At 66.9% G+C, this 18,713-nt stretch carries 17 protein-coding genes and 2 pseudogenes; 13 read left to right on the top strand and 6 right to left on the bottom strand.

Features of this window, described 5'->3' with window-relative positions; genetic code table 11:
* Positions 1-110 precede the first annotated feature (110 nt).
* The 3 genes from gloB to ASE61_RS06330 are packed head-to-tail and all read left to right on the top strand — an operon-like array spanning position 111 to position 2,099.
* Entirely contained in the window at positions 111-875 is a 765-nt protein-coding gene (gloB, locus tag ASE61_RS06320) for a hydroxyacylglutathione hydrolase (RefSeq protein ID WP_061966064.1), read from the top strand.
* 8 nt (positions 876-883) lie between these two features.
* On the top strand, positions 884-1,339 hold the full coding sequence (locus ASE61_RS06325) for a cupin domain-containing protein (protein WP_061966066.1): 456 nt from the start codon (positions 884-886) through the stop codon (positions 1,337-1,339).
* Between the two features lies 1 nt (position 1,340).
* Entirely contained in the window at positions 1,341-2,099 is a 759-nt protein-coding gene (locus ASE61_RS06330) for a GNAT family N-acetyltransferase (protein ID WP_061965853.1), read from the top strand.
* A 6-nt stretch (positions 2,100-2,105) separates the two neighbouring features.
* Here ASE61_RS06330 and ASE61_RS06335 read toward each other — a convergent pair whose 3' ends face one another.
* Positions 2,106-2,561: a DUF2938 domain-containing protein gene (locus tag ASE61_RS06335; protein WP_413813526.1), complete on the bottom strand. Its 456-nt coding sequence runs from the start codon at positions 2,559-2,561 to the stop codon at positions 2,106-2,108.
* Between the two features lie 211 nt (positions 2,562-2,772).
* Between ASE61_RS06335 and ASE61_RS06340 the strand changes: the two genes are divergently transcribed.
* From ASE61_RS06340 to ASE61_RS27040, 5 genes are all read left to right on the top strand, one after another.
* Entirely contained in the window at positions 2,773-3,867 is a 1,095-nt protein-coding gene (locus ASE61_RS06340; RefSeq protein WP_061965858.1) for an ROK family protein, read from the top strand.
* A gap of 223 nt (positions 3,868-4,090) precedes the next feature.
* Positions 4,091-6,679, top strand: a complete 2,589-nt coding sequence (locus ASE61_RS06345) for a DUF3772 domain-containing protein (protein ID WP_156406999.1) — start codon at positions 4,091-4,093, stop codon at positions 6,677-6,679.
* A gap of 4 nt (positions 6,680-6,683) precedes the next feature.
* Positions 6,684-7,208, top strand: coding sequence for a CAP domain-containing protein (locus ASE61_RS06350; RefSeq protein ID WP_244492739.1), 525 nt, complete (start codon positions 6,684-6,686; stop codon positions 7,206-7,208).
* Positions 7,209-7,372: 164 nt separating this feature from the next.
* Positions 7,373-8,575: a winged helix-turn-helix domain-containing protein gene (locus ASE61_RS06355; RefSeq protein ID WP_061965861.1), complete on the top strand. Its 1,203-nt coding sequence runs from the start codon at positions 7,373-7,375 to the stop codon at positions 8,573-8,575.
* Between the two features lie 99 nt (positions 8,576-8,674).
* Positions 8,675-9,385 (top strand): DUF930 domain-containing protein, encoded by a 711-nt coding sequence (locus tag ASE61_RS27040; protein WP_244492740.1) that lies wholly within the window; start codon positions 8,675-8,677, stop codon positions 9,383-9,385.
* Between the two features lie 3 nt (positions 9,386-9,388).
* Here the strand turns inward: ASE61_RS27040 and mutT are convergent, their stop codons facing one another.
* The 4 genes from mutT to argJ are packed head-to-tail and all read right to left on the bottom strand — an operon-like array spanning position 9,389 to position 12,477.
* A complete protein-coding gene (mutT, locus tag ASE61_RS06365) occupies positions 9,389-9,805 on the bottom strand; it encodes an 8-oxo-dGTP diphosphatase MutT (RefSeq protein ID WP_061965863.1) in 417 nt (138 codons plus the stop codon).
* Complete coding sequence (locus ASE61_RS06370; protein ID WP_061965865.1) at positions 9,802-10,320, bottom strand: hypothetical protein; 519 nt, start codon at positions 10,318-10,320, stop codon at positions 9,802-9,804. The genes mutT and ASE61_RS06370 overlap by 4 nt, the downstream gene beginning before the upstream one ends.
* Positions 10,317-11,246 (bottom strand): DMT family transporter, encoded by a 930-nt coding sequence (locus ASE61_RS06375; protein ID WP_061965867.1) that lies wholly within the window; start codon positions 11,244-11,246, stop codon positions 10,317-10,319. Before ASE61_RS06375 ends, ASE61_RS06370 begins: the two co-directional genes overlap by 4 nt.
* Positions 11,227-12,477 carry a bifunctional glutamate N-acetyltransferase/amino-acid acetyltransferase ArgJ gene (gene argJ, locus ASE61_RS06380; RefSeq protein ID WP_061965869.1) on the bottom strand — a complete coding sequence of 417 codons (1,251 nt, stop codon included), beginning with the start codon at positions 12,475-12,477 and terminating at the stop codon, positions 11,227-11,229. The genes ASE61_RS06375 and argJ overlap by 20 nt, the downstream gene beginning before the upstream one ends.
* Before the next feature lie 142 nt (positions 12,478-12,619).
* On the opposite strand from argJ, the gene ASE61_RS06385 reads away from it, so the two are divergent.
* The gene (locus ASE61_RS06385; RefSeq protein ID WP_061965871.1) at positions 12,620-12,811 is read left to right on the top strand and encodes a hypothetical protein; all 192 of its coding nucleotides are present in this window, start codon (positions 12,620-12,622) and stop codon (positions 12,809-12,811) included.
* Positions 12,812-12,856: 45 nt separating this feature from the next.
* On the opposite strand, the gene ASE61_RS06390 is transcribed toward ASE61_RS06385, so the two are convergent.
* Positions 12,857-13,714, bottom strand: coding sequence for a peptidylprolyl isomerase (locus ASE61_RS06390; protein WP_061965873.1), 858 nt, complete (start codon positions 13,712-13,714; stop codon positions 12,857-12,859).
* Positions 13,715-14,075: 361 nt separating this feature from the next.
* On the opposite strand from ASE61_RS06390, the pseudogene secA reads away from it, so the two are divergent.
* The 4 genes and pseudogenes from secA to ASE61_RS06405 all read left to right on the top strand — a co-directional run.
* Positions 14,076-16,620: pseudogene (secA, locus tag ASE61_RS06395) on the top strand (preprotein translocase subunit SecA); the annotation flags it as partial.
* Positions 16,621-16,682: 62 nt separating this feature from the next.
* Positions 16,683-16,850, top strand: a pseudogene (locus tag ASE61_RS27540) (SEC-C metal-binding domain-containing protein); the annotation flags it as partial.
* A 235-nt stretch (positions 16,851-17,085) separates the two neighbouring features.
* Positions 17,086-17,601 carry an invasion associated locus B family protein gene (locus tag ASE61_RS06400; RefSeq protein WP_061965877.1) on the top strand — a complete coding sequence of 172 codons (516 nt, stop codon included), beginning with the start codon at positions 17,086-17,088 and terminating at the stop codon, positions 17,599-17,601.
* Between the two features lie 127 nt (positions 17,602-17,728).
* A complete protein-coding gene (locus ASE61_RS06405; RefSeq protein ID WP_061965879.1) occupies positions 17,729-18,712 on the top strand; it encodes an SPFH domain-containing protein in 984 nt (327 codons plus the stop codon).
* Position 18,713: the final 1 nt, after the last annotated feature.

An 18,713-nucleotide genomic window follows, 5' to 3' on the forward strand; every position in this document is an offset into this window, starting at 1 on the left:
GCGCAAGGGCTGCCCCGAGACGATGCCGGGTTGATCGGCGGCCGGGCATGGCCCATGCAGGGCGCATGACCGCTCGCCGTTCCGGTGGGCCGACCCTGCCGGAGGAAGCCATGCCGCTCGACCTTCACGTCTTCCGCACGCTCAGCGACAATGCGGGCGCGCTGCTTCATGACCCCGCCAGCGGTGCCTGCGCCGCCATCGACGTGCCCGATGCTGGCGAGACGCTTGCCGCCGCGAAGGCGAAGGGCTGGACGATCAGCGACATCTTCATCACCCATGCCCATCACGATCACACGCAAGGCGTCGCCGAGGTGAAGCAGGCAACCGGCGCGAATGTCGTCGGCCCGGCCGATGCGCGGACCAGCGCGCCGCTCGACCGGGTCGTCGGCGAAGGCGATACCGTGGCCTTCGGCGGCGAGAATTTCGAGATCTGGCACACGCCGGGCCATTCAGACGGGCATCTCAGCTTCGTCGGGCGCGGCGCGAAACTGGCGCTGGTCGGCGACGTCGTCTTCGTCATGGGCTGCGGGCGGGTCCAGCCCGGCCAGATGGAGCGGATGTGGACTTCGCTCTCGCGCCTGATGGCTCTGCCCGGCGATACCCGCCTGCTCGGCGGGCATGACTACACCCTTGCGAACGCCCGCTTCGCCCGCTCGGTCGATCCGTCGAACGAGGCGCTCAAGGCGCGCTTCGCCGAGGCCGAGAAGGCCAAGGCCGAAGGCCGCTTCTGGGCGCTGACCACGGTCGCCGAGGAAAAGGCGACCAATCCGTTCTTCCGGGCCGGCGAACCGGTATTGGCCGCAGCCGTCGGGCTAGCCGGTGCCGCGCCGGGCGCGGTCTTCGCGGCGCTGCGTGACGCCAAGAACCGGTTCTGATCATGGCGATGCAGCTCGACGGACTGACGGCGGCGGAGGTCATTCGACTGCTCGACCTCAAGCCCCATCCCGAAGGCGGGCATTATCGCGAGACCTTTCGCGATCCGGCCGGGCCGGAGGGGCGGGGCTTCTCGACCGCGATCTACTATCTGCTTGATACGGGCGAGACCTCGGAATGGCATCGCGTCGATGCCGCCGAGATCTGGCACCATTATGCCGGGGCGCCACTGGTGATCACGGTCTCGCCTAACGGCCATGACGCTTCAGCCCATCATCTCGGTACCGAGCTTGCTGCCGGCCAGCGCCCGCAATTCGTGGTGCCGGCCGGTTGGTGGCAGAGCGCGACCTCGCTCGGCGCCTGGACGCTGGTCGGCTGCACGGTCGCGCCGGGCTTTGAATTCAAGGGCTTCGAGATGGCGCCGCCGGGCTGGCGGCCGACACCGCGCAAGCCATCCGGGGGGTGAGATGCTGACCAAGACGGACAACAGCGAATTCGTGCTCGGCTGCGAGCGGCGCATCATCAATGCCTGGCCGGCGCTGTCGACGCTCGTCGTCGGCGACTGGGTGCTGCGCTTCGCCAATGGCTATTCGGGCAGGGCCAATTCGGCGACGCCCCTGAGCTATGGCGCGGAACTCGACGGCGCGATGCTCGACCTGATCGAGGAGCTTTATCGTGCGGACGGGCTGACCCCCGCCATCCGCCTGACGCCGCTGGTGGCGGAGGCGACGCGTGCGGCGGTGCTGGAGCGCGGCTACCGGGTCAAGGACAAGTCCTTCGGCCAGATCGCGCCGCTCGCCGGCTTTACGGCTTCGGAGGAGGCGGAATTGCAGATAGAGGCGCGGCCGAGCCAGGAATGGACGGCCGGCGCTGCTGCGCTACAGAGCGGCAACAAGACCCATGCCGGCAATCTCGCGGCCGTCATCGAGCGGGTGAAGATGCCGGCCGCCTTCGGAACCTGGCTGGTCGAGGGCGAGGCGGTCGCCTTCGGCATGAGCGTCGCCGAGCGTGGCATGGCCGAGATCGGCCTGATCTGTGTCCATCCAGACCATCGCGGCCATGGCTATGGCCGCAGGATCGTGCAGGGGTTGATGGGCTGGGCCGGGGCGATGGGCTGCCACAGCGCCTATCTGCAGGTCGAACAGAGCAATGCGGTCGCGATCAGCCTCTATGGCAGTCTCGGCTTCCGCACGCTCTACCAGTATGAGACGCACATTCTCGATTGAAGCGCTTTAACGCGTCAACAGCGCCGTGCCGTAGAGCCCGAGGCCGAAGATGGTGTGGCTGACGAAGTTCAGCAGCCGGATCTGGCCGGCATTCGGCTTCTTCGAGGCGGCGACGCCCATGCCCATTCCCGGCTGCAGGATGAACCAGCCGCAGCCGATCGTGACCCAACCGACGATCAGCGCCGGCAGCAGGGTCGGGTTGCGAGCCCAATCGGCACCGGCGATTGCCAATACGATGCCGGCAAAGGCGATGCCGACGAGGTAGTGACAGATCCAGCCGATCGCGAGCTCGCCGGCAACGGGCTCCGACCTCGCGATGTCGTCGTGCCGGATGCGGCCGCGTGGCAGATGCGCGAACCAGCGGCCGGGCATCGCCCAGTTCGGCTTGGGGAAACCGAAGAGGCGCAGGAATTGAGCCCAGATATCGGTGAGCGCGGTCGCGCCCGCTCCGATGATCACCATCCGTAGAATCAGATCCGACACGTTCCATCCCCCAGGCCGCATCGAGGCAGCTTCCCTCCTGTTGGAGCGGCGTTCGCGGCGGCGGTCAACCGCCGGGGCGAGCCGGCTGCGCGCAGGCGGGCTGCATGCGGCGCATCGCCCCGTCGGCGGAACCCCGGCAGGCTCCGGCGGGTTGCCTCCGCTGATCCGCATCGACCGAGGGGGGAAAGACATGGCCACGGCGACCGCCGAGACGTCACGCAATGCGGCCAAGGCCGCAACAGGGCCGCATGGCGCGAGCGAGCTGCCTTCGGTGGTGGTCACCAGCTATAATCTGGAGGTGCGCGACGATGACGGCTTCGTCGGCGACAAGGCGAGCCGCGGCGCCTTCATCGAGCATCTCGACGCGCTGCGCAGTCATCTCAAGCGCAACGGCGACGATCCGCTCCAGGGCGAGACGGCCGAGATCAGCAAGAAGGAACTCGACGCCCTGATCAAGGAGGGCGATGCGAAAGAGGCTGCACTGGTGCTCAGTGCCGTCGAAGGCTTTGCCCAGTCGCTCGCCTTTGTCATTCGCCGCTTCGCGCGGCTGAAGAGCTGGGCGGATATCGAGCGCATCGTGGTGGGCGGAGGTTTCCGCGAGAGCCGCGTCGGCGAGCTCGCCATCGCGCGTGCCGCCATCATCCTGCGGACCGACGGACGCGATCTCGATCTCGTCCCGGTCAGCCATCATCCCGACGAGGCCGGGCTGGTCGGCAGCGCCCATCTCGCGCCGAAATGGATATTCGAGGCCTATGACAGCCTCGTCGCCGTCGATATCGGCGGTTCGAACATCCGCGCCGGGATCGTCGAGCTCAGGCAGAAGAAGGCGCCCGACCTGAGCAAGGCGCGGGTCTGGAAATCGGACCTCTGGCGCCATGCCGACGAGGAACCGAGCCGCGACGAGGCGATCGAGCGGCTGGGCGAGATGCTGCGCGAGCAGATCGGCAACGCCGAGAAGGAGGGGTTGCGGGTCGCACCGTTCATCGGCGTCGGCTGCCCCGGCCTGATCCAGCCGGACGGCGCGATCGATCGCGGTGCGCAGAACCTGCCCGGCAACTGGGAAAGCAGCCGCTTCAATCTCGTCGACAGCATCCGCGCGCTTGTTCCGGAGATCGGCGAGCATGAGACCGAGGTCGTCATGCACAACGACGCGGTGATCCAGGGACTGAGCGAGATGCCGGCGATGCAGGATGTCGAGAACTGGGCCGTGCTGACGATCGGCACCGGCCTCGGCAATGCGAGCTACCACAATCGCGTCAAGGCGAAGGGCAAGGGACGCGACTGAGGGCAAGCCGACAAAAGCGCTGCTTTCGCCATCTTCAGGTCGTGTTTTGCGGCGATGAGGCGGCGGAGTCCGTCTCCTCACCCCGTTCCATCCGCAAGCTCGGAAGCCCTTCGTGCCGGTCGAATTCCGCTCTTCATCTTGCCTTGCGCGTATGGCTGTGCCGAGGGTCGAGTCGGAGCCGAATCATTCGGCCGGACAGGGCGTCACCACCATGGCAGCGCAGATGGCGCACGCATCGTTCAGGGCTCTGCAAGGCCTGCTGACGACTTGCCTCGTTCTTCTGGTCTTGACGCTCTCTGTGGCGGGCCCGTCCTTCGCGCAGGCGCCGGCGGAGCCGGGCAGCCTTCGCGCCCGGCTGGACATCGTTCGCGCGGATCTCGCCCAGATCGAGGCGACGCTGGCCTCGCCCGATCCGAGCGACGCCGAATTGCAGCGGCAGCGCCTGCGGCTGCAACCCTCGCTCGACCAGCTGCGCCTGATCGTCGACGAGCAGACGCCGAAGGTCGACCAGGCCAAGCTCAGGCTCGACCAGCTCGGCCCCAAGCCGGAGGCGAGTGCACCGGCCGAGAGCGCGGAGATCGTCCGGGACCGCGAGGCGCGCGCCAAGGCCTACGCCGACGCCGACGAGACGCTGAAGATCGCCAGGGCCTCGCTGCTCCAGGCCGAGCAATTGCAGAGCAGCATCGGCGACAAGCGCCGGGACATCTTCGCAAAGCAGCTGTTCGCCGCCGGCCCTTCCGTGGCGAACCCCGAGGTCTGGGGCAACGCGATCGCGACGGCGCCAGAAGACCTGCGCGCCTCCGGCTATATCTTCGGCGGCTGGCTGGAGGGCGTGAGTGATGCCTTTTCCGGCACGCGCGGCACCGTGGTCGCGCTCGCCCTGATGGGCGCTCTCCTGCTCTATCTGGCGCGGGCACGCTATCTGCCGCGCTTCAAGGCGCGCTTCAGCAACACGCAGGACACCGGCAACCTGCACTGCCTCTATATCGCGCTCGCCCATATCATCGCCGGCGCGGCGCCGCCGGTGCTGGCGAGCTGGCTGATCTACAAGGCCCTGAACACGACCGGGCTTTTGCCGCCCCGCATCCAGCCGGTGATCTGGGCGGTCGTCGTGGGCCTGGCCTTCTTCGCCTTCGTGCAGGCGCTGGCCGACGCGCTGTTCGCGCCGTCGAGCCCGCAGCGGCGCCTCGTCAAGGTGATGGATACGACGGCGCGCAGCGTCGTCTGGATCGCCGGTTCGCTTGCGGCCGTCATGTCCATCGGCAAGGTCTTCGAGGCCTGGCTGCAGGCCATCGCCGCCGGTCTCGCCGTCTCGATCATCGTCAAGGCGTTCTTCGCCATCCTGTTCGCGCTCGCCCTGATCGCCGGGCTCTACCGGATTCGCGACGATGACGACGTCGAGCAGGAAGCCTGCCTCGGTCCTTACGTCCCCGTCGACGGCGCGAGCCTGGGGCCGGTACGCATTCTCGGCTGGATCATCGGCTTCGGCATCATCGCGGCGGCGCTCGGCGGCTATGTCATCTTCGCCGCCTTCCTGGCCGAGCAGGCGCTCTGGGTCGGCATCGTCGCCTGCCTGTTCCTGCTGGTCTTCCAGTTCATCGACCTCGGCATTCCGCGCCTGCTCAGCGGCAAGGGCCGCTTCGCCCTGACGCTGAAGGCGGGCATGGGCCTGCGCGCCGCCACGCTCGACAAGATCTCGGTCGTCAGCGTCGGCGTGCTGAAGCTGCTGCTGATCGCGGTGACGGTGCTGCTCGTCCTGGCGCCCTGGGGGTTGGAATCGAGCGATTTCCTCGTTTCGTTGCGCGCCGCCTTCTTCGGCTTCCAGGTCGGCGGCGTCACGGTCTCGCTTTCGACGATCGTCGTCGGCGCGATCGTCTTCGCGATGGGCATCGGTGCGACGCGGGCGATGCAGCGCTGGCTCGATAACCAGTTCCTCCCGACGACCACGCTCGATCCGGGCCTGCGCAACTCGATCACCACGGCGTCCGGCTATATCGGCTATATCGCGGCTGCGGCGATCACCGTCACGGCTGTCGGCCTCAGTCTGGAGCGCTTGACGCTGGTGGCGTCGGCGCTTTCGGTCGGTATCGGTTTCGGCCTGCAATCGGTGGTGTCGAATTTCGTTTCGGGCCTGATCCTGCTCTGGGAGCGGCCGATCCGGGTCGGCGACCAGGTGCTGGTCGGCGACGTCGAGGGCATCGTCAAGCGCATCAATGTCCGCTCGACGGAGATCGCGACCTTCGACCGGGCGACCGTGATCGTCCCGAACTCGAACCTGATCTCCGGCGTGGTGCGCAACCGCGTCCGCAACGACCGGACCGGGCGCGTGCTGATCGCGCTCACCGTGCCGCGCTCGCTGGATGCCGGCCAGGTCCGGGCGATGCTGTCCGAGGTCGCCTCGAACCATGGCGATGTCATGCAGAAGCCGCCGCCGGCCGTGATGTTCAAGAAGTTGGGCACCACGACGATGGATTTCGAGCTCATCTGCGTGGTCGGCGATGTCGAGATCACCGGCCGGGTCAACAGCGACCTGAACTTCGCGATCCACAAGCGCCTTGCCGAGATGGAGCCGGCCGCCTCCGTGCCCGAATTGATGGTGCGCGGCCTCGAGGGCGTCGAGCACTCGCTTGGCAGCATCGCCGCGGCGGTCGGCCGGGGAGATGGTGCGCGCAGCCGCGCGAAACGGGAAGCGCCCGCTCCGGTACGCCGCTCGCGCAAGCCGGTGGTGGCGGAGGAGCCCGAGGACGAGGAGGCCGAGGCCGCCACGCCTGCTCCCGCGCCCGAGCCCGCCAAGGACGACAGCAAGGAATGATCGGATGCCCAGCTTTCTGCGCCACATCGCGACTTCGCGCGCGATGACCTGCCCGGCGGCGCTTGCCGGCGCGCTTGCTCTCCTCGGCGTCGCCGGCTGCGCCGAGCCGCAGCGCCAGGGCCAACCGGCCTTCTATCGCGATCTCGGCTCGGCCTCGGCCCGTGTCGATACCGAGCAGGCGCGGGCGATGATCTCGGCCTACCGCCTCAATGCGGGCCTCGGCGCGCTGACGCTCGACCCGGCTCTCGTCGAGGCCGCCCAGCGCGAAGCGACCGTGATGGCCGGATCGGACAAGCCGGCACAGGCCGATGCGGTCAAGGCGCGCCTCGCGCGGGAAGGCCAGGCCGGCGCCGAAGCCAATCTCTCGGCCGGCTACCGCCGTCTCGCCGAGGCCTTCTCGGGCTGGCGGGATTCGCCCCAGCATGATCGCGTCATGAAGGACGCGAAGGCCAAGCGCATGGGCATCGCCACGGCCTATGCGCCCGGCTCGAAATATCAGGTCTACTGGGCGCTGATCGTCGCGCCATAGCCGGCAACAGCTCTGGTGGCGTCCGCCTTTGCCTGAGCAGCAAGCCTATGGACCGAGCGCCTATCCAGCCCGCAGCTTCATCCGCGACGCTCCCGCCAGTGGCTGTCAGCTGCCAAGCCCTCGGGCTCTTACCGAATGGTGCGGGTGCAGCTAGCCTGCTTCCCATGCCTCCGCGATCCCGCAAGCCGATCTTCCTTCCTGTCGAACAGGCCCGCCGCCTCTGGCTTCATGCCCAGCGGCTCGACCGGCGCGACCCTTTCGGGGCGGGGCCGGACGCCGCGCGCGCCGCGATCGAGCATCTCGGCTATGTCCAGATCGACACGATCAACGTGATCGAGCGCTGCCACCATCACATCCTCTATGCCCGCATCCCTGCCTATCGCCGGGCCGATCTCGCCCATCTGCAATCGGTCGGAAAGAGCGTCTTCGAGTACTGGACGCATGCGCTGGCCTACGTGCCCACTCGTGACATCCGCTATTTCCTGCCGGCGATGAAGGCGCATCGCGAGGAGCCGAAGCGCTGGTCGGCGGTCGGCGCCCGCGAGGAGACGCGCAAGCTGCTCCGCCGCATCCGCAAGGACGGCGCACTGTCGATCCGCGATATCGAGGAGGAGCTGATCGAGAAGGCGCATCTCTGGGCCAGCAAGAAGCCGTCCAAGGGGCTGCTGGAGCGGGCTTTCTACGATGGCGAGCTCGCGATTTCGGCGCGGGCCGGCATGGTCAAGACCTATGAACTGTTCGACCGGCATTTCCAGTGGGAGAAGAAACCGACCCCGGCGAGCGAGCGGCAGATCACAGCCTATCTGCTCGACCGGGCGCTCCGGGCGCAGGGGCTGGTCAGCCTCGATTCGATCTGCCATCTCGACGCGCCCTCGAAGAAGGCCGTGGCCGAACTGATCGCCGCCCGCGTCAAGCGCCGGGACCTCGTTCCGGTCGCCGTGGAAGGTGCCGGCAAGACGCAGCACTGGGCCGCTCCGGCCGCGCTGGAACCGCTTGCTGCGCCGGACGAAACGCTGATCCATATCCTCTCGCCCTTCGATCCGCTGATGATCCAGCGCAAGCGGGCGAAGCTCCTCATCGACTATGCTCATGTCTTCGAGGCCTATCTGCCGAAGGAGAAGCGCGCCTATGGCTATTTCGGCCTGCCGGTCCTGGCGGGGGAACGGGTCGTCGCGGTGCTCGATCTGAAGACCGACCGGGCCGCCGGCAAGCTCCTGATGCAGCAATGGACCTGGCTCGAAGGCTGCGAGGCGTCCGCACTGAAGACGGCGATCGAGGAGGAACTGCAGCGTTTCGAGCGCTTCCAGCTCGGGCAGAACGAGGCCGTGGCCGAGCCATTGCCCGAGATCACAAAAATGCCGGCTTGATCGTCGCTGTTGCCCGACAAGGGAGCAGGGGCACAAGGCCGGATGACGAGGATAGCGCGATCGGCGGTGCCTGCCCGCGACAGGGCCGCGGCCTGAACCATGGCGGTGGCGCTCCCGGCCCGGCCCTCGATGCCCGCTCCCGGCCTGCCGATCGCCGTGATCCTGCATGCGACGCTCCTCGCGTGGCTGGCTGCTTTCGCGGTCCAGAGCTTCGATCTGGCGCCGGTCACCGAGCAAAGCATCGAGGTCGAGTTGCAGACTCCCGAGGAGTTCGAAGCGCTGACCCGACCCAGGCGGCCGCCGGTCGTTGCCATTCCCGCCCCGGCAGCACCGGTGCTGCCGGACGCTCTCCCGAAGCCGGATGAGCCTGCTCCAAATGCCTTGCCTGCTCCAAGTGCCTCACCTGCTCCGGTCGAAGCAGATGGCATGATCCATCCACCGCGCATGCTGTCGCAGCGGGTTCTGGCCGATCCGCGCAGCCGCGAGACCGTCGCGCTGCTGCCGCGGCTCGCACCGGACGAGCGGGTCGAACAGCTCTGCGGCCTGGAAGCGATGGGCCAGATCCATGACTGGCAGCGCAGCTTCGAGCCGGATCGCGTTACCGCCTATGCGCAGGCGAGCACGAAGCTCTCAGGCCGGGTCCTGACGGCGGAGGGCGCGGCCTTTCGCAGCAAGCGGAGCTGGTACGGCCTGCGCTTCGCCTGCACCGTCTCGGCCGATCTGAAGCGCGTCACCGCCTTCGCCTTCCATGTCGGCGAGCCGATCCCAAGGGCAAGCTGGGAGGCGCTCGGCCTGCCGGCCGTGCATTGAGCTTCAGGCGCCGAGCAGGTCGATCAGCGGCGGGATCAATGGCTCGTCGGCCGGCGGCATGGCGAGATCGCGCAACTTGCCGGGCCGGACCCATTTCAGCGCCTGGCCTTCGCGGGACATGGCCGTGCCTTCCCAGCGCCGGCAGATATAGAGCGGCATCAGCAGATGGAATTCGGGATAGGCATAGCTCGCGAAGGTCAGCGGTGCGAGGCAGTTCTCCTTCACGGTGATGCCGAGTTCCTCGGAGAGCTCGCGGATCAGGGCCGGTTCCGGCCGCTCGCCGGGCTCCAGCTTGCCGCCGGGAAACTCCCACAGGCCCGCCAGCGCCTTGCCTTCGGGCCGCTGGGTGACGAGTACACGGTTATCGGCATCGATCAGGGCGCAGGCGACGACGAGGAGCAGCTTCACAGGAGAACTCAGTTGCCGGAGAGGATGACCTGGACGGGCTCGGTTTCCTTGCCCGTCAGCGTGACGCTGTCATAGACCGAGCCGCCCTCGCGCGAAAAGGCGGCCTCGTCTCCCCAGATCACCTGCGTGGTGAGGAAGTAGGTTCCCGGCGCGACCTTCTCGAAGACGAAGCGGCCGTTGGACTCCGTCTTGGTCGTGCGGGTGTACCGCGCATAGGCCGGGTCGACCACGTCGTCGCGCGGATAGGCGCTGTGAGGGATGTATTTCCGTTTGCCGTAGAGATTGGTGAAGCGCTCGCGCGTGAAAGCCGTGGCCGGGATCAGGCGGACGACTTCGCCGGCCGCATTGACCACTGCCCCGCTCGGCTTGGTGCGGAAGGCGTGGCCGGTGATGACGCCGTTGCCCGGCTTGTTGATGAAGGCCGCTTCCTCTGCCGAAAAGGCCGTCGTCGCCGGCTGGCGCGTGGCCTGGCAGCCTGCCATGACGGCGCCGGCCAGGGCGGCCGCCGCGAAAGTCCCGATCTTCATGACGTCCCCACCCTGCGTGGCGCCGTCGTGACGAGGAAGACGCCGGCCAGGATGATGCCGCCGCCGAGGACCTGCGGCAACTCCAGCGCCTCGTGCAGCACGACGACGCCGAGGATCACCGCCACGGTCGGGACGAGATAGCCGGTCATCGCCGCCCGGGTCGGGCCCGCGGCCCGGATCAGCCGCATGAACACCGTCACCGGAATGGCCGTGGCGACGACCCCGAGCATCAGCATCGCCGGCAGGTGGTTGCCGAGCGGCAGAAAGGCAGCCGGTCCGAGGATCGCGAGCGTCAGCGTCGTCGCGATCATGCCGGAGAGCATCTGCTGGCCCAGCGCCAGCCGGGCCGGGTCGCCGGTCGCGGAGGGAACCGTCCGGACATAGATGTTGGCGGATGCATAGCTCAGCGTCGCCCCGATCATCGCCAAGACGCTGAGCGCGGTGCCGCCGCCCTCGAACAGGCGCGGCCCGATCAGCAGAGCGACGCCGGCCATGCCGAGCAGGATGCCGCCGAGCCGACGCCGGCTCAGCCTCTCCTCCGAGAAGGCGAAATGAGCGATGAGTGCGACGACGAGAGGTCCCGCCGCCTGGATCATCGCCGCCGGACCGCTGGCGAGCTGCGTCAGCGCATAGGCGACCAGCACGTTCGGCAGCCAGCCATTGGTGGTGCCGAGGAAGATCCAGGGCAGGATCTCCGCCTTGCGCGGCAGCGGATTGCGCCCGCGCCACAGGCTCCAGAGCGACAGCGAGACCGCGCCGAGGATGCCGCGGCTGGCTGCGATGGTGAGAGCCGAGACGTCCCCGCTCATCAGCTTGATGAACAGATAGCTCGACCCCCACAGCAGGGAGCAGGTCAGCAGGTTGAAGGCGATGAAGCCGCGCCCGGGCTCCTGAGCCGGCGCAGCCTCAGGAGCGGTAGTCGCCATTGATCTCGACATAGGCCTTGGTGAGGTCGCAGGTCCAGACCGTGGCCTTGCCGCGCCCGATGCCGAGATCGGCGGTGATGACGATATTGTCGCCCTTCATATACTCGGATACCGCGTGCTCATCATAAGAAGCAGCACGTGCGCCCTGCCTGGCCACGACGATATCGCCGAAGCCGATATCGAGCCTGTCGCGGTCGGCCGGTTCGCCGGCCTTGCCGACGGCCATGACGACGCGGCCCCAATTGGCGTCCTCGCCGGCGATGGCGGTCTTGACCAGCGGCGAATTGGCGATCGAGAGCGCGACACGCTTGGCCGAGCGGGCGGACGTCGCGCCGGTGACGCGCACCTCGACGAATTTCCGCGCACCTTCGCCGTCCTTGCAGACGAGATGGGAGAGTTCGAGCAGGATCGAATTCAGCGCGCGCTTGAAGCCGGAGAGCCTGGCGTCGTTGATCTCGGTGATCGCCGGCACGCCGCGCGCGGCCGCCTTGCCGGTGGCGAACAGCATCAGCGTGTCCGATGTCGAGGTATCGCTGTCGACGGTGACCGCGTTGAACGAGCCCTTCACGCCCTTGGAGAGCAGGGCCTGCAGCACGGGTGCGGCGATCGGCGCGTCGGTGAAGACGAAGGAGAGCATCGTCGCCATGTCCGGCGCGATCATCCCGGCGCCCTTGGCGATGCCGGCGATGACCACGTCCTTGCCGTCGATCTTGGCCTTGCGGGTCAGCGCCTTCGGGAAGGTGTCGGTGGTCATGATCGCGCGGGCGGCATCGATCCAGGGCCCGTCGGTGGCGCGCTTGGCGCAGTCGTCGAGCACGCCCTTGAATTTGGTCGCGTCGAGCGGTTCGCCGATCACGCCGGTGGAGGCGATGAAGACCTCTTCAGGCTTGCAGCCGGCGGCCTTGGCGGCGATCTCGGCGGTGAGCTTGACGGCATCACGGCCTTTCAACCCGGTGAAGGCGTTGGCATTGCCGGAATTGACGACGACGGCGCGTGCCGAGCCCTGTTTCAGGTTCTCGCGGCACCAGTCGACCGGGGCGGAGGGGCATTTCGAGCGGGTGAAGACGCCGGCGACCTGCGTGCCCTGGTCGAGCAGCGCGAACCAGACATCCTGCCGCCCCTTGTAGCGGATGCCGGCCTCGGCGGTGGCGAAGCGTACGCCCGGCACGGCTGGAACCTTGGGCTGGCGCTTCGGCGCGAGCGGGGAAACGGGGACATCCTTGCCGGCCATCGGGCTTCCTCCAAATGAGGAGGCTGATCTGCCGTAGAGATCGTCAGAAAACAAGAGCGGCAGGCGAATCAAATAGCAGTTGCAACCTTCTTATTAATATTGCAACTTTAAGTTGCATGAAGGGCATGCTTAGGGAGGCGACATGTCGGATACTTTGCTGACGCCCGAGATCGCACGAGTACAGAAGAAACTGGAGGAAGCCATCGGCCACGCCGTCGGCGTTCTCGGCAAAGAGAACAAGGACGTTCTGCCGAAGGGGTGCACCTGGCAATGCTGGGTCGAAATCGGGCCAGATGGCAGGCCCGTCGTCAAATGCGGCATCAAATGCGGCTGAATGCTTAAAGACCATGCCGGCCGCGTAGCGGCCGGCATGGGCAAGTCAGTTCTTCTTCGGCTCGGCCGGCTTGGCGGCGTCCGGAGCAGGGGTCGCCGGCGCCGCTGGCTTGTCGAGGCGCTCGACCTTGGCCTTCTCGCGCATGGCAAGGACGAGGTCCTGCTGGGCCTTGCGCTCGAGATACTGGTCGATCTGCGGCTTCACGGCGGCGAAATCCGGCAGCGGCTTGGAGCGCTTGTCCTCGAGCTTGATGACATGCCAGCCGAACTGGCTCTTCACCGGCTCGGAAATCTCGCCCTTCTTCAGCTTGAAGGCGGCTTCGGCGAATTCCGGCACCATGCGATCCTTGGTGAACCAGCCGAGATCGCCGCCCTCCTTGCCGGAGCCGGGATCCTTGGAAAGCTCGGCCGCGACCTTGGCGAAATCCTCGCCCTTCTTCAGCCGCTCGACCGCAGCCTTGGCCTGCGCCTCGTCCTCGACGAGGATGTGGCGGGCATGGGCCTCCTCCTCGGGGGTCATGGCCTTGGTGGTGTCGTCGAAGAGCTTCTTCGCGGCATCGGCCGTGACGGCCTTCTTGCCTTCGCGCGTCAGATACTCGTCGAGCAGCACCTTCTCGCGGTAATAGGCGAGGCGGGCGGCGAAATCCGGGGTATCGCCGATCTTGGCCTCGGCCGCGGCCCTGGCGCCGAGCTTGAGGTCGACGAGATAGTTCACGACCTCGTCGCGCTTGCGCTCCTCGGGGAGCTGGGCGAGGCGCTCGCCGAGATCCTCGGTGGCGAGCTGGACGTCCTTCTCGGTGATCGCGATGCCATCGACCTTGGCGACGACCTTGTCCGCCTGGGCGAAGGCCGGTGCCGCCAGCAGCGTGAAACCGAGGACGGCGATGAAACGGGCTGAGTTCATGAATGACGGCCTTTCGTCGGAAACCCGAGACGCTTTGGCGGCTGCACTGCCCGATGAACGCGGCAAAGGCAAGGCGGTTCAAGCGATTGCGCCGGCCGATCACGCAGCTTTGCGCTGCCCCCGATGCCGCAGCGGCGGATGATCTGAAGTGCGGGCTCTTGGAAGCGGAGCGAAAAAACCCCACATCCGGAGCCGAATTCACTTGCCGTTTCGCTGCCAATAGGACGAAACGCACGCTGGACCCTGCCCGCGCTCGCGTCTAAACACGCGGTCGCAATTCGAGAATACCCGAGCTTTCGGTTCGCGCGCGACAACGCTACGCGCCGAGCGGAAGCTTGAAGCATCACCTGAAAGGCCCAACATGCTTGGCGCGCTCGCAAAGAAACTCTTCGGCTCGTCGAACGACCGCCGCGTCAAGGGCTACCAGCCCCGCGTCGCTGCGATCAACGCGCTCGAGACAGAGGTCGCCGCGCTGAGCGACGAGGCGCTCAAGGCGCGCACCGAGGAGTTCAAGCAGCAGATCGCCGCCGGCAAGAAGCTCGACGACCTCCTGGTCCCGGCCTTCGCCACGGTGCGCGAGGCAGCCAAGCGCGTGCTCGGCCAGCGGCCCTACGACGTCCAGCTCGTCGGCGGCATGGTGCTGCACGAGGGCGCCATCGCCGAGATGAAGACCGGCGAAGGCAAGACGCTGGTCGCGACGCTGCCGACCTATCTCAACGCGCTCGAAGGCAAGGGCGTCCACGTCGTCACCGTCAACGACTACCTCGCCCGGCGCGACGCCGAGTGGATGGCGAAGCTCTACAACTTTCTCGGCCTGACCGTCGGCATCATCGTGCACGGCCTCGATGACGAGGAGCGCCAGCGCGCCTATGCCTGCGACATCACCTACGGCACGAACAACGAGTTCGGCTTCGACTACCTGCGCGACAACATGAAATACGACGTCGCGCAGATGAGCCAGCGCGGCCACCATTTCGCGATCGTCGACGAGGTCGATTCGATCCTGGTCGACGAAGCCCGCACGCCGCTGATCATCTCCGGCCCGCTTGACGACAAGTCGGACCTCTACGTCTCGATCGACAAGGTCCTGCCGAGTCTCGTCCCGGCCGATTACGAGGTCGACGAGAAGCAGCGTACAGTGGCGCTGACCGAGGCCGGCAACGATCATATCGAGGAGCTGCTGCGCGAGGTCGGCATCCTGACCGAGGGCGATCTCTACGACGCGCATAACGTCACGCTGGTCCATCACGTCAACCAGGCGCTGCGCGCGCATTCGCTGTTCACGCGCGACAAGGACTATATCGTCCGCGGCGACGAGGTCGTGATCATCGACGAGTTCACCGGCCGCATGATGCCGGGCCGGCGCTATTCGGAAGGCCTGCACCAGGCGCTGGAAGCCAAGGAGCACGTCACCGTCCAGCCCGAGAACGCGACGCTGGCCTCGATCACCTTCCAGAACTATTTCCGCCTCTACGCCAAGCTCGCCGGCATGACCGGCACGGCGGCGACCGAGGCCGACGAATTCTTCCAGATCTACAAGCTCGAGGTCGTGGAGATCCCGACCAACGTCCCGATCTCCCGCAAGGACGAGGACGACGAGGTCTACCGCACCTTCGAGGAGAAGGTGCGCGGCGTCATCCGCGAGATCCAGGCCGCGCAGGCCAACGGCCAGCCGCTGCTGGTCGGCACGACCTCGATCGAGCGCTCGGAGCTTATCGCCGAGATGCTGGAGAAGGAGGGCTACAAGCTTCTCGACTTCACCGATCCGACGGCGCTGGAACCGGTCTATGCCGCGGCTCGCGAAGGCAAGACGGTCAAGGCCTTCGCCGTGCTGAACGCCCGCTTCCACGAGCAGGAAGCCTATATCGTCGCGCAGGCCGGCGTGCCCGGCGCGATCACCATCGCCACCAACATGGCCGGCCGCGGCACCGACATCCAGCTCGGCGGCAATGCCGAGATGCGGATCTCCCATGATCTCGCCGGCCTGGAGGAAGGCCCGGAGCGCGACGCGAAGGCCGCCGCCATCCGCGCCGAGGTCGCCGAATTCAAGCAGCGCGTGCTCAAGTCGGGCGGACTCTACATCGTCGGCACCGAGCGCCACGAGAGCCGGCGCATCGACAACCAGCTGCGCGGCCGCGCCGGCCGCCAGGGCGATCCCGGCCGCTCGAAGTTCTTCCTGTCGCTGCAGGACGACCTGATGCGCATCTTCGGTTCCGACCGGATGGACGGCATGCTGACCAAGCTCGGCCTCAAGGAGGACGAGGCGATCGTCCACCCCTGGATCAACAAGGCGGTCGAGAAGGCCCAGGGCAAGGTCGAGGCGCGCAACTTCGACATCCGCAAGAACATCCTGAAATACGACGACGTCATGAACGACCAGCGCAAGGTCGTGTTCGAGCAGCGTCGCGACTTCATGCGCCAGGCGAGCGTGCGCGAGACGATCGACGACATGCGCCATGGCGTCGTCGAGGATGTCGTCGCCCGCCATATCCCGGAGGAGGCCTATCCCGAGCAGTGGGACAGCGCCGGCCTCAAGCAGGAGGTGATCCAGCACCTCAACCTCGATCTCCCGATCGAGGACTGGACCAAGGAAGAGGGCATCGCCGACAGCGAGATCCGCGAGCGCATCCGCAAGCTCGCCGACGAGGATTACGCCGGCCGCATCGAGCGCAATACCGAAGAGGTCATGACCTATGTCGAGAAGCAGGTGCTGCTGCAGTCGCTCGACCATCTCTGGCGTGAGCATCTGGTCACGCTCGATCATCTGCGCCAGGTGATCGGCTGGCGTGGCCTTGCCCAGCGCGACCCGCTGCAGGAATACAAGCAGGAGGCCTTCGAGCTGTTCGACGGGCTGATCGGGCATCTGCGCCAGCAGGTCACGGGCCATCTCTCGCGCATCGAGGTGCGTTTCGACCAGCCCGAGGATCAGGCGCCGGGCCAGGTGCAGGACGGCGCCGGCTCGGGCTTCGGGGATTATAGTGGCGGCGGCGTGCAGTTTGCCGCGACGGATGCCGATGTCGCGGTGCTCGACCGCAACCCGGATGATCCCGAGAGCTGGGGCAAGGTCGGCCGCAACGAGCCCTGTCCCTGCGGCTCGGGCAAGAAGTTCAAGCACTGCCACGGCCAGTTCGCCTGAGGCATTACCGCCCTGATACCTCCCGATGCCCGGCCCTGCGCCGGGCATCGTCGTTTTGGGGTTCGCAATGAGGCGTCGAATGCCTCACCCGGCCGCAGATTCCGGTTTCTTCGCTATGCGAAGCCCGGAACGACGATCGTCCTGCGCCGGATCGACGCACGGATTGTTAGGGTCATGTTTACGCCTCGGTAACACTCTTCTTTCCAATTGGGTCGCGATGAGAGGAGATGAGACCATGTTCAAGACAGCGCTTTCGGCCGCCTGCCTCGCCATTCTGGCGAGCACGGGCGTAGAGGCGGCGAGCCCGAAATCCTTGGGCCAGTTCGGCGACTGGAACGCAGCCACTTATGCGAAGGGCGATCTGGCGCGCTGCTTCATCATGAGCAAGCCTTCGTCCGAAGAGCCATCCAATTTGCGTCACGGCGACGTTTTCTTCTTCGTGCAGACCGGCGAAAAGGCTACCGATACGGAATCGAGCTTCCAGACGGGTTACGACTTCGCCCGGAACTCGGTGGTCACGGTCACGATCGGCGATGACAGCTTCCGCATGCTGACCGAGGGCAGCAATGCCTGGCTCGAACGGCTGGAGCGCGAGCCGGCGCTGCTCGCGGCGATGCGGGGCGGGAGCAGCATGACGCTCGAAGCGCGCTCGCTGCGCGGCAACGTCACCAGCTATACCTTCTCGCTCGCGGGCGTGACCGCGGCCTCGCGCATGCTGGCGCGCTGCGATACCGACGCGACGCAGAGCTGACGCCGATTTCGACGGTGAGGCGCCATGGGCGACTCACCGTTGCCGGCGCGGCTTGCATCCGGCCGCCGCAACCGCCAGTTTGACGCCTGCATAGCAGGATGGCGCATCGGCGTCGCTGGGGGACGAGATGGAACTGTCGGGCTTCAACATCGCCGTGATCGTCATCGTGGCGCTGGTCATCCTGACGATCGCGCGCGGCGTCCGCACCGTTCCGCAGGGCTACAACTACACCGTCGAGCGTTTTGGGCGCTATTCGCGGACGCTGAGCGCGGGCCTCGGGCTGATCGTGCCCTATATCGATCGCATCGGCCACAAGGTGAATGTCATGGAGCAGGTGCTCGACATTCCCTCGCAGGAGGCGATCACCAAGGACAATGCCGGCGTGCGCATCGACGCGGCCGCCTTCTACCAGGTGCTCGACGCCGCCAAGGCCTGCTACGAGGTGTCGTCGCTCAACGACGCATTGATGGTCCTGACCATGACCAATATCCGCACCGTCGTCGGCTCGATGGACCTCGACCAGTTGCTGTCGCATCGCGACGAGATCAACGAGCGGCTGCTGCGGGTGATGGATGCGGCCGCCTCGCCCTGGGGCGTCAAGGTCACGCGCATCGAGATCCGGGACATCCTGCCGCCGGCAGATATCGCTGGCGCGATGAACCGGCAGATGAAGGCCGAGCGCGAGAAGCGCGCCGCGATCCTGGAAGCGGAAGGCCTGCGCCAGGCCGAGATCCTCAAGGCCGAGGGTCAGAAGCAGTCGCAGATCCTCGCCGCCGAGGGCCGCAAGGAATCGGCGCTGCGCGACGCCGAGGCGCGCGAAAGGCTGGCGCAGGCCGAGGCAACCGCGACCGCCATGGTCTCGGAGGCGATCAGTCGCGGCGATATCCAGGCCGCCAACTTCCTGATCGCCGAACGCTATACCGACGCGCTGAAATCGATCGCGTCGAGCCATAACAGCAAGGTCGTGATCGTGCCGATCGAAGCCGCCTCGCTGGCCGGCACGGTCGGCGGCATCGCACAGCTCACCAAGGCGGTATTCGGCGAGGATGCGGCTGCGCAGCGCCGGGGTGGGGCTGGCTCGGTGCCATCCTCCGGCCGTCCGGGCGCCTGAC

It is taken from the genome of Allobosea sp. Root670 (assembly GCF_001429415.1).
In the GTDB taxonomy this organism is placed as follows: Bacteria; Pseudomonadota; Alphaproteobacteria; order Rhizobiales; family Beijerinckiaceae; genus Allobosea; species Allobosea robiniae.

Bases quoted from the DNA above. Each gene is read 5' to 3' on its own strand.
- gloB (WP_061966064.1), top strand. From the start codon at position 111: ATGCCGCTCGACCTTCACGTCTTCCGCACGCTCAGCGACAATGCGGGC.
- ASE61_RS06325 (WP_061966066.1), top strand. From the start codon at position 884: ATGCAGCTCGACGGACTGACGGCGGCGGAGGTCATTCGACTGCTCGAC.
- ASE61_RS06330 (WP_061965853.1), top strand. From the start codon at position 1,341: ATGCTGACCAAGACGGACAACAGCGAATTCGTGCTCGGCTGCGAGCGG.
- ASE61_RS06335 (WP_413813526.1), bottom strand. From the start codon at position 2,561: ATGGTGATCATCGGAGCGGGCGCGACCGCGCTCACCGATATCTGGGCT.
- ASE61_RS06340 (WP_061965858.1), top strand. From the start codon at position 2,773: ATGGCCACGGCGACCGCCGAGACGTCACGCAATGCGGCCAAGGCCGCA.
- ASE61_RS06345 (WP_156406999.1), top strand. From the start codon at position 4,091: ATGGCGCACGCATCGTTCAGGGCTCTGCAAGGCCTGCTGACGACTTGC.
- ASE61_RS06350 (WP_244492739.1), top strand. From the start codon at position 6,684: ATGCCCAGCTTTCTGCGCCACATCGCGACTTCGCGCGCGATGACCTGC.
- ASE61_RS06355 (WP_061965861.1), top strand. From the start codon at position 7,373: ATGCCTCCGCGATCCCGCAAGCCGATCTTCCTTCCTGTCGAACAGGCC.
- ASE61_RS27040 (WP_244492740.1), top strand. From the start codon at position 8,675: ATGGCGGTGGCGCTCCCGGCCCGGCCCTCGATGCCCGCTCCCGGCCTG.
- ASE61_RS06370 (WP_061965865.1), bottom strand. From the start codon at position 10,320: ATGAAGATCGGGACTTTCGCGGCGGCCGCCCTGGCCGGCGCCGTCATG.
- ASE61_RS06375 (WP_061965867.1), bottom strand. From the start codon at position 11,246: ATGGCGACTACCGCTCCTGAGGCTGCGCCGGCTCAGGAGCCCGGGCGC.
- argJ (WP_061965869.1), bottom strand. From the start codon at position 12,477: ATGGCCGGCAAGGATGTCCCCGTTTCCCCGCTCGCGCCGAAGCGCCAG.
- ASE61_RS06385 (WP_061965871.1), top strand. From the start codon at position 12,620: ATGTCGGATACTTTGCTGACGCCCGAGATCGCACGAGTACAGAAGAAA.
- ASE61_RS06390 (WP_061965873.1), bottom strand. From the start codon at position 13,714: ATGAACTCAGCCCGTTTCATCGCCGTCCTCGGTTTCACGCTGCTGGCG.
- ASE61_RS06400 (WP_061965877.1), top strand. From the start codon at position 17,086: ATGTTCAAGACAGCGCTTTCGGCCGCCTGCCTCGCCATTCTGGCGAGC.
- ASE61_RS06405 (WP_061965879.1), top strand. From the start codon at position 17,729: ATGGAACTGTCGGGCTTCAACATCGCCGTGATCGTCATCGTGGCGCTG.